The sequence below is a fragment of the Methanosarcina sp. MSH10X1 genome (assembly GCF_004099695.1).
Taxonomy (GTDB): Archaea; Halobacteriota; Methanosarcinia; order Methanosarcinales; family Methanosarcinaceae; genus Methanosarcina.
On sequence record NZ_SCHL01000003.1, the window covers coordinates 153198 to 167789 of the forward strand.

Below are 14592 nucleotides of genomic sequence, written 5' to 3' on the forward strand. Positions count from 1 at the left end.
ATTCCAGCCTCCTTTTAAACCACCCTGAAAATACGATCCGGGTGCTTTCCGGTTTTATCAATGGTATGGATCGCACATGCAAGGCAGGGATCATAAGAACGTGCCGTATGCATGATTCCGAGAGGGTTTGAATAGTCTACTCCAAGGGCATTTTCGGCAGCCGAGATCTTTGTCCCTATAAGTGCCTGCTCAACAGGACTTGGGATTCCCTGTCCGTTCCGCGGAGCAAGATTCCAGGTGCTTGGAACTACGGCCTGGTACAGGGTTGTCATTGAATCCGAGTTTGTAGCTACCCAGTGTCCCAGAGCTCCACGCGGGGCTTCCCACAGTCCCATTCCTTCGGAATCTCTTGCCATGGAAAGTTCAGTGTGCACCGCAACCTTTCCGCCTGCTTCGAGGTCCTGTCTGAGCCACTTTAACAACTCGGGAATTACTACCAGAATCTCCTGCATCCTTGCAAGCATGCGGGTATAGTTATTTGCAGGAGAGTAGCCATTTTCTTCAAAAGCTCTCGCAAGTCCCGTAACAAGAGGTTCTCGCATAACCAGAAGACGGGCAAGGGGACCTACCTCACAGGGAATTCCGTCATAATGAGGAGCTTTTACCCAGGTGTAGCGGCTTTCCGAACCCCTTGTATAATCAATTTCATCAGGGTCTTCCTCAGGATTTGTGACCCCATTCCAGGGAGGACGGTCTGCTTCTTCATCAATATAGAACGCGTGAGTGATATTTTCCGAGATCTTCGTGTGGTCAAAGCTTTCAAGCTGTAAACTCCCGTTCATATAGCCTGAGGGAATGACTTTTTCGTCTGCCGGGCTTGCTGGATCATACCCGTCCCCGTTCTCAGGCTTGAAAAAGACCCCGTATGAAAGAAAACCAATCTGGTCAGGATTATTATAGCCTCCCGAACGGTCCAGCTTCAGACTAACCGGTAAGCCTAACAGCGTCTCTCCAACCAGCTCAGAACCGAAAGCCGTAAAAAGAGGTACATCTCCCCAGCCTGAAGCGTGTGAAAAATCATTGCTTGTAAGAGAATCATCCAGAAGCTCTTGCAGGCGTTCAATGACAAAATTCACAGCACTTTCCGGAGAGGAAGCCCTGTAGGTATTTTCAATCCAGGTCTCGGGAGGAACCCCAAGCGTAAAGTTCTCAACGAATTTTGAAGTCTGTGAAACATACGAGATAAGTTTCTGAATATCTGCAACAGTTGGAGAATAAACCACTCCTCCGACATGCTGCAGGACGGAATGAGGCATTTTGCCTGCAATAAGAGCAATACCTTCGTGGAGGCGGCGGAACTCCCTGAGGGCAGCAACATAAGAAGATCCGGCAGGATAACGTGTACCTCTATCCTGGTTTACAAGAGGCATAAAACGTCCGGATAACTCACCCCATACGGCATTTCCCACATCCCCGTATTGTGTGAGGATATCACGATAGGCCGGGTTTGCAAGGTCCGGACCCCAGAGTATGTAAATATGCGCTGCATGACTGGCTATGAAATTCATTGCCTGATGTATATTCCGCATAACAAGGGCATCTTTGGGAACCTGGTCCGCGACCCCGAAAAGGTCATCCAGAGCATTTGCTGCAGCTATACTGTGGCAAACCGGACAGACCCCACAGATTCTCATGGTAAAAAGGGCTGCATCCCTGGGGTCATGGTTTTGAAGCGACCTCTCAAAACCCCTGAAAACCAGACCGCTGCTCTGGGCATCAGTGATCACACCATCCTCACTGACCTCAGTATTGACTCTGTAATGCCCTTCAATTCTTGAAAGAGGATCTACTGTTACCTCTACCATTATTTTTCACCTCCAGCTCTCTCTGATGTGCCTTCTTCAGTAATGCCTTCCTTTTCCTCCGGCTTTTTCAAAACCGTCCTTCTTAAGGCGTGGGCACCTGCAGCAATAAGCCCTCCTGCTATTGCTACTCCTGCCACGGTGTCAAGATTGGTATCTGCAAGCCCGGCATCTTCAATCTCCACATAGAAGGGTCTGGTGCTGTCCGGAAAACCTGGCTGTACGCAACCTATACAAGGAGAGCCTGCCTGCGGACAGAAGTTAACATGGCCGTTCCAGCGGCGTGTGGCACAGTCGGCATGTGAATAAGGTCCCTTGCATCCGAGTTTCCAGAGACATTTGGGTCCGCCTACTGTCGTTTCAAACTCTCCGCGGTCGTAAAATCCACGCCGCGGACAGTTTTCATGCACGGTGTGGTCTGGGGGATAGAAAACCTTCGGACGATGCCACCTGTCCAGCACTTCAGGTAAATCGTCAGGCACTCTGATTTTTCCCAGGGCGATCGCTCCTACAGTTAAAAATACCCAGTCTGGATGGGCAGGGCAACCGTTAACGTTAATAACGGGAGTGTCTATCCCGAGCAGGTCTACAATTCCCTTTGATGAGTCTTCCAGGGTAAAAGCAACCCCACGGTGGTCCATAAGTTCATCTATCTCACTTTCAGCGGCATTTACTCCACTGTGAGTTGCACACTGACCTATTGCAACAATTACTGAGGCGTTTCTCGCAGCTATCTCAAAAATATCCCTGTAAATCTTTCCTCCGAGGACCATGTATTTTCCAGAACCATGAGGCCCATTTGCGATTGCGCCTTCCGCGATAAGTACATAGCCTCTTTCATGTTCCAGAATTTCTTCCAGCAGAATTTCAGAGTTGAGGTCACTCGTATTTGCAAGTTGCCCATCTACGAAGATGCCCTGCTGCATCATCAGCACTTCGTGATAGAGCAGGTTGAGGTTAAAAAGCTGGAGAAATTCCAGTATATCGGGATTTTCTCCGTCCAGCATTGAGATGCTGCATCCCGAATCCATTACCCCGTGAAGCCAGAGTACCTTGGTCTCAGGCAGCCCGTTAACGGCTTTTGCGATATCGCTTTTGTACGTCTGCAGAAATAGCGAAGCTCCCAGTGCCCCCACAGCCTTTATAAAAGTCCGCCGGTCCATTTTCATGAAGTCAAGATTTTTAAACTTTTCAAGTAAGCCGTCATTATTCGTTCCATTTTCCCCCATCGCAGATAATTTTATATAAAGACATATAAAAAAAGGAGTCCAATATATTAAAGACTATCACAACTTCAAGAACCCACCTTGCAGGAAAGCTTTTTGTGTCTCAGCAGCAGGATTTGTTCAGATCCGGTTCCTTAAAGATTCCAGCTTTTAAAATAAAAAATGAAAATTCAGATGAAGACCCATCAGAATACACTTAAAATAAATATAATATTTCTAAAAACTTATATATTTTAATACCACTAGTTTATTTATCGAAATTTTAAGGTTAGTAACATTTAGTAACAATGCTGCATATTTAAGGGAAGAAATGTGCCGCAAAATATGGGGGATAGAATATGACTATTGGGGATGGTCACGACTTAAGATCGCCGAGATTTGCAGGCGATGAGATTCTGGAGGCTTGTTATGACAATGAAAGAGTTCTCCAGAGAGGGGATAGCGGCTCTGCGGTAAGGAAAATCCAGCAGGCTCTGATATTTCTGGGTATTCCTGTGCCCGGAGCTGGAGCCAGTGGTACCTTTGATGGGGAAACCGAACTGGCAGTGAGAAGCTACCAGGAAGCACGCGGACTGAAGGTTGACGGTATAGTAGGGCCAGATACAATAGGAAGTCTGGATAAAGAATTTGTCGCGGGCGCACCTGAGGTTTTACCATCAACTGAACCAGAGATATCGGATGTTCCGAGTCCTTTATTCCCGGAATCCCCGGTTCGAACACCAAGGGCATCTCCGGTTGAGCCTGTAAGGGCACCTGAAGTCCCGCCAGTACGTGCGCCCCGGGCTCCGCGAGTAGGAGCACCACCAGTTCAAATACCTCAACCTCCTGAAGCACCGGCAGCCCCGGTAGCAGAACCTCCAATTATGGCGACGCAGGCAGTTCCGCTCGAACAAACCCCGGCTCGGGTAACCAAACCCATAACTCCACCTGTAACCCGACTACCCCATACGGTTGATAGTCTGGGACGCAAATTCCATACTGCAGGAACCTGGCGTGGGAATAATTCTTCTTTTGAAGCGGAGGCTGGTAAATCAGTACGTCTTGAAGTGAGAAACCTCAATGCCACTGAATCAGGCGTCCGGATAAAAACAAATACAGGGGAAACTAGAGAATCCGTGCTTCTACCTGACACCCTTGTGGATTTGGAATTTTCCGCAGTAGGTGAACCATTTATCTGGAGGTTTTATATTGAAACCGATAAGGAGGACTCTTTAATCGAGTGGAAACTCTATAGCAACTGGGTGCCGGGAGAATCCGAATAATCCGTAGAGGGAAGAAGAGATTGTATTAACCGATTAAACAGGAATAAGGATTGAAATCCAAAGCTGTATTGATTTAAGTAATCGGATTTTTTGGGTTCCGGACTCCCGATTACAAAATTTTCCTTAGACTGAAGACTCTTTTGAACTTTGCCTTAAAAGACAGAAACTTAACTCGCTCCTTTTCTGGAATCATATACAGCCTTTTTTACAGATTTCCGACCGGCAGGATATCAGAGTTAGCTCAACTTGCTTGCTCAACGCGTTCTTTAAGTGCCAGATTCATCAGATTGAAGCTTCGCTCAGTATCGTCAAGCAGAGGGCCCGAAAATTGCACCAGAAGACCGTTGAAGGTTTCGCTCTGAACCAGACGCACCCGACCTTCGCCAAGAGGCTCGATTACAAAACTGTGCTCACCATCGAATATTCCGGGAATCAAAAGGTGTCCAAGCCAGCGCAGCTCTCTCTCGGGCTTAATTGCAAGAATGACCGGCCGAAATGTCATAGTACGGTTTCCTGCATGCATCTGAATCTTTAATCGCTCGCCCTCGCCGACAACCCCGGTTACCTTACGAATAAACGGATTCCATTGGGGATATGCTCTGAAATCGGTAAGCTCTTTCCATACCCTGGCGGCAGATGAGTAGATGATAACTTCAGTTTGAAGAGCCCTCCGGGTAATTGATGTACACGAAGCAATAAGTGCCGCTGCATAGAGAATTGCTATAAAAGATAGTATCCCAGGTATTATTCGATTAAAAAACTTTGAAATTCTCCCACCCCGAGGTATAAATTAATTTAAATATATTCTATTGAAATGGACCTTTTTTAAGATATAGCTTTCTCAAGCAAAGGCTCGAAATTGATTAATTAGCAAATCTGAGGTAAAGTGAAACTAAAAAGGGACAGGAACGAGCCAGAAATCAGGAGGAAAATAGGAATTAAAGATAGAGACAGGAAGGGAATAATAATAAGGAGACGCAGGTAAAAGCAGGGAAAAAATGGAACGAAACCGAAATCAAAGCGAATTGACAAATAGGATTAGAGTGAGGAAAAAACCTCTTCCCTGATAAGCTTTATAGCCCTGTCCACGCCTTTAAGGACCTCTGGACTTATTTCCTGTGTAACCTGATTGGCGGGAGAGCCGATTTCAATTCCTATAACCACGACTTCCGGGAGCTGCTGAATCTGTTCCCCAATTTTCAATACATCGGTAATTGTAAGGTCATGTATCGAAGTAAGAGGGTGAAATTCAATACCTCCGAGTAAGTCTTTCCCTTCTATACGGTGTACGGAACCCGGAGGGCTGTTTGCCAGAATTGCATCCACTATAATGACCTTCCTGGCACCTTCGATCAGGTTTAAAAGATCAAGCCCGCAGACCCCTGCATCCTCGATATCGAGGTTTTTGAGGTCTTTGAGTTCGGATTTGTGAAGAGCCTCGATAATTTTGAGGCCGACACCATCGTTTCCCATTAAAGGGCTTCCGCATCCCAGGATGCGGACTGGAGCATGTAATATAGACATATTCTCACTTAATTAAAAGGCGTACAGGTTTTTCGAGTATGCCTATATTACCTTTTCCAGTTTAGATTTTTACTTAGCGACTCTCAGTTTTCAGTGCTTGTGTTCCTTCTTATTAGCATCAAACCTTGAATATTTCTCAACAAACTCTGAATAGTGAGTGTCTGAGAGGTCTTCTTTTCCTGTCAGGAAGATAGCTTTGTAGTACTTCCAGACATGAGGATCAAACTCCAGAATACCAACATGCACCACAAGTTCAAAGACAAACCAGTAGGTCATCAGCAGGTGAAGGATCCTGTAGAACTGGATAGCAGTCAAATCGAATAAAGGCGCAATCAAGCCTCCAATCGAGAGAATCCATGACCCTATTGGCAGGCCGAGGACTGACCAGTCAAGTTTGTACAGCACAATGCCTGAAACTGCAATCAGGAAGATAGCTGTACCTTCAAGCACAATCAGGACCTTCATTACAGGATGAAGTTTGGTCTCGTAGTGGCCTTTTTCTTCATCATAGATGGAAAATGCAGGATACCTGCCCTTCCTGAAGAAGTTTTTAATTATACCGCCCAGACGAGTTGCATCTTTTGGACCAAAAATGTAATGGTCCGTAAAGTGTGAAATTTTTCCAAAAACCCCGTGACCTTCGGAAAAAATGTTATACGGGATAAGGATCCAGTTCACTGCAAGCAGGAACGGAACCATTATCATGTGAAGGGCACGGGCAGAATGGAAACTCATAAAGTCCCATCCGGTATAGATCTTTAGCCCGGTAACGATGAGCACTATCATCGCAACGGCATGGACAGTGTGAGCTATCCTGTCAGTTACGGTATAGCGCTCAACAACCATTGACCGGTTGTTGTTAGATTTCATTGTGGGTCATCTCCCTGTACTATACTTAGAGTATTCTTAGAGTATTTGGAGCGCGTTTCCCAGTCAGGTCAATGGTGTGGACTGCACATGAAATGCAAGGATCGTAGGACCTACCCATATGGTAGATACCAACTGGATTGGTATAATCGACATCTCCGACCGGGTTGATTTTTGAACCAATGAGAGACTGTTCGAGCGGGCCAGGAACGCCATTGCTGTCTCTTGGGGACATTAACCAGGTACCCGGAACTACACACTGATAGTTGGTGACCTTTCCGTCGCCGCCGGCAGAGATCCAGTGACCGAGAGCTCCACGAGGTGCTTCCCATAGGCCCATTCCCTTGTTGTTCTTAGCTGCATTAAGGTCTACAGGCACGGAAATCTTACCCCCGGGCTCATAGTCAACTGTCACCCAGTTAAGCAGTTCATATGCGAGAATTGCGGTTTCCTGCATACGAGCCAGCATTCTGGTGTAAACATTAGCTGCAGAGTATCCTTTCTCATTGAAAGCCAGAGCAAGACCGGTTACCAGTGGCTCTTTAATTGCAAGCATACGTGCAAGGGGTCCGACTTCACCCGGAATTCCATCGTATCTGGGAGCTTTGTCCCAGCTGTACTGGCTATCCGAACCTCCGGTGAATACGATTTTCTCTGGGTCCGTAAACGGAACGGTTTCGCCTTCTGCTGGTGCGAAGTCATCGGCACTGTTCTTGTAGAAGGAGTGAGCAGTACTCTCCGTAATCTTGTCCGGATCAAATTTCAGATATTCGAGGTTTCCTGATACTACACCTGAGGTGAAAATACGATCTCCTTCCGGGCTCCTCGGGTCGTATCCGTCTTTGGGCTTGTAATATCCGCCGTATGCAACGAAGCAGATCTTTGAGGGATCTTTGTACCCACCGATTGTATCATGTTTAAGGCTTGCTGGAAGACCGAGCAGAGTTTCTCCTACGAGTTCGGAACCGAAAGCTGCATAGAATTCCACATCTCCCCAACCTGCTTCTTTGGAGAAATCATTTGAAGCCACTGATTTGTCGACAAGCCCCTGGAGGTGTTCAGTAACAAAGCTTACTGCTTTTTGGGGAGAGCTTGCCTTGTAGGTATTTTCGATCCAGGTATCGAATGGAACCTTCAGAGTATGGCTGGATACGAAGTCCATGACCTCCAGATAATAAGTGGAAAGTTTGGTTATATCTGCAACATTAGCCGGGTAGGTATATCCACCTGGATAAAGGGATGAAGGACCGGGCATTCTACCGCCAATAAGTGCAATAGCCTCCTGAAGACGCTTCTTTTCAGGAAGTGCTGCAAGGTAGGAACTTCCCGCAGGTACAGCCGCGCCGTCCATCTTGTAGCTGATCGGGGCAAACCTTCCAACCATCTCTTTCCAGACCGAGTTTCCGGTATCTCCCAGTGTAGTAAGGACATTTCTGTACGCCGGGTTTGCAAGGTCAGGGCCAAAGAGCACATAGATATGGGTCGCATGGCTTGCAATCATGTTCAGTCCCTGAAAGATGTTCCTCATTACAAGAGCATCTTTAGGAACGTGCTCAGCGACACCGTACAGGTCGTCAAGAGCATTTGTGGCTGTCAATCCATGAGAAAGGGGACAAACACCACAAATTCTCTGGGTTAGAAAAGCTGCATCTCTCGGGTCCTGCTTTTGCAGGATGCGCTCAAAACCCCTGAATATAAGGGACGATGACTGAGCATCGGTAATAACACCGTTAGCATCTACTTCAGTGGATATGCGCTGGTGGCCTTCAATTCTGGTTAGGGGATCAACTGTAACGTTTACCATTTTTCACTCACTCTCCTTTCATTCTCCTTACAGCATGTACACCTGCAGCAACTGCAGCTGCACCGACAGCAACCTTGGCTACTGTATCAATGTTTGCTCCAGCGACTCCTATATCTTCACGTTCAACATACAGCGGTCTTGAGGTGTCTGGCCATCCGGGATCTACGCAGTTAATGCATGGTCCTCCTGCCTGAGTACACATGCTTACTGAGCCATTCCATCTGCGAATTCCACAGTCTGCGTGGGCATAAGGAGCTTTACAGCCTAGTTTCCACAGGCACTTTTCTCCGCCTACCTGTTCATCGAATTCTCCACGGTCATAGTATCCGCGGCGTGGGCAATTTTCATGCACTGTGTGGTCCGGGGGATAGAAGACCTTTGGCCTGTTATAGTCGTCAAGAAGGGCCGGAAGATCGTCAGGTACTTTGATCTTTCCGAGAATCACTGCACCCAGGGTCAGAAGAACCCAGTCAGGGTGAGCAGGGCAACCAGGGATATTAATTACTGGCTTATCGATGTTTAACTCCTGCAGCATACCTTTTGATTTGTCGGTCTTTGCGAAGGCTACTCCTCTGTAGTCCGTATCCTTGGCAACATCGCTATCTGCAGAGGTTATTCCTCCATAGCAAGCACATGTGCCGACTGCAACGATAGCAGCTGCGTTCTTTGCAGCTTCTCCAAGCGTATCCTTGAAAGTTTTGTTTCCAATCACCAGATAGCGTCCTGAACCATCAGGACCGTTCGGGATTGCGCCTTCAACGACCAGGATATACCCGCCTTCTTCGTAAATTTCTTCTTGGAGGATTTCGGAGTTAAGCTCGGAGGTGTTTACGAGCTTACCATCATTCCAGATTCCCTGCTGTGCACAAAGAGTCTCATGGAAGGCAAGGTTAACATTGAGCTTTTCGAGTGCCTGTACAAGGTCAGGATTGCCTGCATTTAAGACAGATTCGGAACAGCCAGTGCATTCGGAGCCGTGGATCCAAAGAACCTTTGTCTCTGCAAATTCAAGCGCCTTTACAATGTCAGTCTTGTAGGTGCCGAGGAACGCAGATGCTCCCATTATACCTACTGCTTTCATGAAAGTGCGGCGGTCCATTTTTAAAAAGTCCACACCGTCCAGTGTACGGACAAGATTTTTTATTCCAGTACTCATCTCTACCACATCTTAATTTTACCCAAATTATACATACGAAGAAAATTTTGAATAATTATCCACCGTAATTATATAAATATATACATAAATTTACCACTAATGTTTTCAATGTGTGAATAGTATTTAAGGTTTTTTACACGATACGATAATTATATTAATTGGCTGCATTGTAAGTTTATGATTCGGTGACAAATATATCGAGCTTTCTAAATAAATAAACAATCAAATGTACGAAGAGTGACAACATTGTACATATATGAGGAATTAAAGCATTCCGAAGAAGAAAAAGAATTAAAAAAATAAACTAAATCTCAAGAGTTAAAAGCAGCCGGTGAAGTAATAATTCATATTTAGAAATTTGCCTGTATTATAACAAAATGCATAAAAATTGAGTAAATACAGAGAATTTTGAAAAGAAAAATAGAAGTCACTTCATTCGCAGGGAACATTTCATTAATTAAGCCTTCTCAACCGGGACTGAAATTTCGTCACATTAAATCGTAGCGTCTCTAATGGTCCTGTTTTATGTTTCTGGAAACAGGATTATTCTATCCGTGATAAAGGATGGAGAGGTCATAACTCTGGACACCCCCTATAAACTTTAACTGTAATGCTCTGAAGAGAGCTGTTAAGGAAGATGGAAACCAGAAAGTACTAAAAAATCTATTTTTTCCATGAAGCTGTAGAAGAAGTAACACTTAAGTTACAATTCTTCACACAAGTTACAGTTATTCATACAATTTAAAACTTTCAGGGTTCATAAATAGATAGAGCAATTCCGGAACCATTTCCAAAAAACCTCTAAAGCAAGTTCAAGATCGCGAAAAAAACATTATTAAATAATACAAGTGAAATAAGAAAACAAAAAGAATATAAAATAGAACCATAGAATTTTAAAAAACAATTTTCGACAATATACTGATTCAAAACGTAGAATTCGGTTCCTGTTTATGAAACCTCTATTCTTCTATTTGCGGCAAGTCGAGAAAAGAAGAACGAGCGATTAAAAGCAGCACAATGTAAATTAAAAACAGTAAGCGAAAAAGGTTGTTTAACCAGTTAAGAAAATAGACTGGATAGATTTTTTGCCCGGTTGAGACCTGTAGATATATATACCTTACAAATATATATCTCTTGTAAAATAATTCTTGCAAATATCTTAATACAGGAATTTATATTAGGAAAACAAATAATTACCATTATAATTAACAGAATTTTAAAAGAAAACATTTCGAGGTAACATGTGTATAGCTATTCCTGGAAAAATAGTGTCTATCGTAAATGAAAACACTGCAACTGTAGATATGGGCGGAGTACGCAGAGACGTAAACATGGATCTTCTGGGAGGTGCCAGTGAATCCGTAATGGGAAAGCATGTCCTTGTCCATGTAGGATACGCGATTGCGGAAATCTCCGAAGAAGAAAGTGAAGAGACAATGCGCCTTCTCAAACAGATCGCAGGGCTTGAAGAGATCGACACCTTGGAAAGTGAATCCCCCTGAAAAACGGACGCTGATAAAAATGGAAAACGGGAATTCTTCTTCAAAGCCGGATATTCCTGAATTTGAAAAAAGACTACTGGAAAAAATCAGGGGCTCCAAAATACCACTACGCATAATGCATGTCTGCGGAACGCACGAGCGGACCATAGCAAAATACGGGTTAAGGAGTGTCCTTCCAGAAAATATAGAGGTAATAAGCGGTCCCGGATGTCCTGTCTGTGTTACTCCTGAAGAGGATGTAAATCTTGCAATCGCCCTTGCGAAAAGTGGAGTGACTGTTGTCACCTTTGGGGATATGATGCGGGTTCCCGGTTCAGCCGAAAGTTTGCTGGATGCAAAGTCTGAAGGGGCAAACGTGAGAATGGTCTACAGCATTGACGATGCGATTGCCCTTGCAGAGAAAAAACCGGATCTCGAAGTAGTATTTTTCGGAATAGGTTTTGAAACCACAGTTCCTGCAAATGCGGCTGCCCTCTTAAGAAAAACGCCTGAGAACTTCAGCCTGCTGGCCTCCCAGAAACAAACCCCTCCTGCGATTGAACTCCTCGCCAGGGATTCAAATGTTGATGCTTTTATAGCTCCAGGGCATGTGGCAACCATAATAGGCACGAAACCTTTTGAACCGCTTGCCGAAAAGGGTTTCCCTGTCGTTGTTAGCGGATTTGAGGCGGCAGATATCCTCCTGGGTATAAGCCTTCTGCAGGCGCAGGTAGACGAAGGCAGATCAGCAGTGGATAACGGTTACCCGAGAGCCGTAAAGCCTGAAGGAAACCAGATTGCCCTGAAAATAATGGAAACGGTGTTCGAAACTTCGGATTCGGAGTGGAGAGGCATAGGAAGAATCGAAAGCTCGGGGCTTGCACTCAGGAAGGAATTTGAGGAAAAAGACGCAGCAAAGAAGCACGAAGGTCTATATGCTTCTGCCCTTGAGGAAGTCCGAAAGAAAGCAGGAAGAAAAGATAAAAAACGCTGTATCTGTGCAGCTATCCTTACAGGAAAAGCAAAACCTTCTCAATGCCCGAACTTCGGGAAGGACTGCACCCCAAAAAGTCCTGCAGGCCCATGTATGGTCAGCCAGGAAGGCATGTGCTACAACTGGTTCAGATACTCCAGAGAAGGAGGCGGCAAGCTTGCATGAATTTTCTATAGCCTGTGAAATTTTTGATCAGGTAATTAATACTGCCAAAGCCAACAGAGCCACTGAAGTTAAGAAAGTAACGCTTCAAATGGGAAGGCTGGCTCATACAAATCCTGAACAGCTCAGCTTCTGCTTCAATACTCTTGCCGAGGGAAGCATTGCAGAAAATGCCGATTTTGTTGTAGAAATGGTAGCTCCTTCCCTTGAGTGCGAGTGCGGGTATGAGGGAGAGATAGACGAAAAACAGATACGTGAGAGCGATACACTTACAAGTGAACTTCTTGCTTATGTGGCAGCGATGGATTGCCCTATCTGTGGAAAACAGGCCAATATTACAGGCGGCAGAGAACTGGTAATCAAAAGTATTGAAATAGAAACGGAAGAAGATCAAACCGCAGATAGTAATAATAAGTAATTCCCCAAGTGATATTTATGTTAATGCATGTAATCCATATGGGACACGACGTTTACAAAGCAAATGACAAAATTGCTGAAAAAAACAGAAAGAAACTTGACAAACACAAGGTTTTTTCAGTAAACGTTATGGGAGCCATCGGCTCAGGAAAGACCACGCTTATTGAGGAGGCAATCAGGCACCTCAAAGAAAAGTATAGAATAGCTGTGGTTGCAGGGGACGTAATCGCAGAGATGGATTCTTCCCGTTTCAGGAAACTTGATGTCCCTACTATCCCTGTTAATACCGGAAAAGAGTGCCACCTGGATGCAAGACTGGTGGAGAAAGCCCTGGATGAAATCGACCTCAATAATACGGATCTCCTGCTAATTGAGAACGTAGGCAACCTGATATGCCCTGTAGACTTCAAACTGGGAGAACATCTGAGGGTTGTAATCGTGAGCGTGACCGAGGGAGACGACATTATCCTGAAGCACCCAATGATTTTCAAGACAGCGGAACTTGCGATAATAAACAAAGTTGACATTGCACACGCAGTCGATGTCGATGCTGAGAAAATGCGAGAAGATATCCTTTCCTTAAACCCGAAAGTACCGGTTATCCTGACCTCGAAGCATGACTGGGAGAGCCTGGAGACCTGGATTGGCTTTATCGAGCTTGGAGTTAAAGAAGCTCAGAAGAAGTAAGGCTGGTTAAAGAGAGTTAAGATAAGAACCAGGCTGAAAAAAGTAAAAGTAAATTGTAAAAAGTAGCGACAGGTTGAGAAGATCCAGAGGGTTTAAAAAGAGAAAAAAAGGAGACTCATATGAAACCCAATACCATTTCTCTTGAACACGGTGCAGGCGGAGAGGTCATGCAGGCACTGATCGGAGAAATAATTCTTAAAAATTTTCACAATAAAAGCGCAGGCTCGATCGGGCTTGAGTGCCTTGATGACGGCTCCACGGTCAGGCTTGAGGGCTTTGATGCCGGATGCGAGCTCGTACTGACCACTGACAGTCATGTAATAACGCCTGCTTTTTTCCCTAATACGAATATAGGAAGGCTTGCAGTTGCAGGCACTATTAACGACCTTACGGTTATGGGAGCAAAACCCCTTGCTCTCACCTGTGCGGTCGTAGTTCCTGAAGGCTTTCCACTCAAGGAATTTGAGGAAATAATCAAGACAATGGACAAAACGGCTGCAGAGGTTGGCGTGCCCATAATAACAGGCGATACAAAAACCGTGGAAAAAACTGCGCTTGATTCGATTATCCTGAACACTGCAGGCCTTGGGATTACGGATAGCCCTGTCAGGGATTCAGGGCTTCAGGCGGGAAATAAGATCCTTGTTACAGGCACTATTGGCGATCACGGAATTTCGCTTATGGCTCACAGGGAAGGTTTTGACTTTGATACCGACCTGGTCTCGGATTCAGCCCCGCTCTGGAAACTAATAGAACCGCTCCTGAGACTCAGAACCCCTGATGGGGAGCCCGTCATCACGGCAATGAAAGACCCAACACGCGGGGGGCTTGCGAACGCCCTGAATGAGATGGCAGCAAAATCCGGAACAGGCATCCTTATAGAAGAAGACTGGATTCCTTTCAAGCCAGCTGTTTCTGCAGCGTGTGAGATGCTGGGCCTTGACCCCCTTGAGGTTGCAAACGAAGGAAAGGCAGTTATCGGTGTCAGACCCGGCTTTGAAGAAGAAGTGCTTTCAATCTTAAGAGAGCATCCTTACGGCAGGGACGCAGCCGTTATAGGAGAAGTTACTTCAGATAACAAAGGAGAAGTAGTCCTGAAAAACCGCTTTGGAGGCATGCGTTATGTCGATGTGCCTGCAGGAGACCCTATTCCCAGAGTGTGTTAAAAAAGAAATTACATTAATACTTCCTGTTGATTTTACTTTTCCTT

At 45.4% G+C, this 14592-nt stretch carries 13 protein-coding genes; 6 read left to right on the forward strand and 7 right to left on the reverse strand.

All coding sequences use genetic code 11. The annotated features are described in order from the left end of the window. Positions 1 to 14 precede the first annotated feature (14 nt). Positions 15 to 1805 (reverse strand): nickel-dependent hydrogenase large subunit, encoded by a 1791-nt coding sequence (locus EQO05_RS03895; protein ID WP_128503955.1) that lies wholly within the window; start codon positions 1803 to 1805, stop codon positions 15 to 17. Beyond that, positions 1805 to 3031 carry a hydrogenase small subunit gene (locus EQO05_RS03900; protein ID WP_128503957.1) on the reverse strand — a complete coding sequence of 409 codons (1227 nt, stop codon included), beginning with the start codon at positions 3029 to 3031 and terminating at the stop codon, positions 1805 to 1807. Before EQO05_RS03900 ends, EQO05_RS03895 begins: the two co-directional genes overlap by 1 nt. A gap of 335 nt (positions 3032 to 3366) precedes the next feature. On the opposite strand from EQO05_RS03900, the gene EQO05_RS03905 reads away from it, so the two are divergent. Then, complete coding sequence (locus EQO05_RS03905) at positions 3367 to 4290, forward strand: peptidoglycan-binding protein (RefSeq protein ID WP_128503959.1); 924 nt, start codon at positions 3367 to 3369, stop codon at positions 4288 to 4290. Between the two features lie 241 nt (positions 4291 to 4531). On the opposite strand, the gene EQO05_RS03910 is transcribed toward EQO05_RS03905, so the two are convergent. The 5 genes from EQO05_RS03910 to EQO05_RS03930 all read right to left on the reverse strand — a co-directional run bounded on the left by EQO05_RS03910 (position 4532) and on the right by EQO05_RS03930 (position 9641). Then, positions 4532 to 5077, reverse strand: coding sequence for an SRPBCC family protein (locus tag EQO05_RS03910; RefSeq protein ID WP_370273569.1), 546 nt, complete (start codon positions 5075 to 5077; stop codon positions 4532 to 4534). A gap of 251 nt (positions 5078 to 5328) precedes the next feature. After that, the gene (locus tag EQO05_RS03915; protein ID WP_128503963.1) at positions 5329 to 5814 is read right to left on the reverse strand and encodes a hydrogenase maturation protease; all 486 of its coding nucleotides are present in this window, start codon (positions 5812 to 5814) and stop codon (positions 5329 to 5331) included. Positions 5815 to 5904: 90 nt separating this feature from the next. Further along, positions 5905 to 6684, reverse strand: a complete 780-nt coding sequence (locus EQO05_RS03920) for a cytochrome B (protein WP_128503965.1) — start codon at positions 6682 to 6684, stop codon at positions 5905 to 5907. A 25-nt stretch (positions 6685 to 6709) separates the two neighbouring features. Beyond that, positions 6710 to 8485: a nickel-dependent hydrogenase large subunit gene (locus tag EQO05_RS03925; RefSeq protein WP_128503967.1), complete on the reverse strand. Its 1776-nt coding sequence runs from the start codon at positions 8483 to 8485 to the stop codon at positions 6710 to 6712. Positions 8486 to 8492: 7 nt separating this feature from the next. Next, positions 8493 to 9641, reverse strand: a complete 1149-nt coding sequence (locus EQO05_RS03930) for a hydrogenase small subunit (protein WP_205793680.1) — start codon at positions 9639 to 9641, stop codon at positions 8493 to 8495. A 1241-nt stretch (positions 9642 to 10882) separates the two neighbouring features. Between EQO05_RS03930 and EQO05_RS03935 the strand changes: the two genes are divergently transcribed. From EQO05_RS03935 to hypE, 5 genes are all read left to right on the forward strand, one after another. Continuing rightward, the gene (locus tag EQO05_RS03935; protein WP_128503970.1) at positions 10883 to 11143 is read left to right on the forward strand and encodes a HypC/HybG/HupF family hydrogenase formation chaperone; all 261 of its coding nucleotides are present in this window, start codon (positions 10883 to 10885) and stop codon (positions 11141 to 11143) included. A gap of 19 nt (positions 11144 to 11162) precedes the next feature. After that, on the forward strand, positions 11163 to 12281 hold the full coding sequence (gene hypD / locus EQO05_RS03940) for a hydrogenase formation protein HypD (protein WP_128503972.1): 1119 nt from the start codon (positions 11163 to 11165) through the stop codon (positions 12279 to 12281). Continuing rightward, the gene (hypA, locus tag EQO05_RS03945) at positions 12274 to 12696 is read left to right on the forward strand and encodes a hydrogenase maturation nickel metallochaperone HypA (protein ID WP_128503974.1); all 423 of its coding nucleotides are present in this window, start codon (positions 12274 to 12276) and stop codon (positions 12694 to 12696) included. Before hypD ends, hypA begins: the two co-directional genes overlap by 8 nt. Before the next feature lie 23 nt (positions 12697 to 12719). Next, positions 12720 to 13382 carry a hydrogenase nickel incorporation protein HypB gene (gene hypB, locus EQO05_RS03950; protein ID WP_128504186.1) on the forward strand — a complete coding sequence of 221 codons (663 nt, stop codon included), beginning with the start codon at positions 12720 to 12722 and terminating at the stop codon, positions 13380 to 13382. Between the two features lie 119 nt (positions 13383 to 13501). Then, on the forward strand, positions 13502 to 14548 hold the full coding sequence (gene hypE / locus EQO05_RS03955) for a hydrogenase expression/formation protein HypE (RefSeq protein ID WP_128503976.1): 1047 nt from the start codon (positions 13502 to 13504) through the stop codon (positions 14546 to 14548). Positions 14549 to 14592 lie beyond the last annotated feature (44 nt).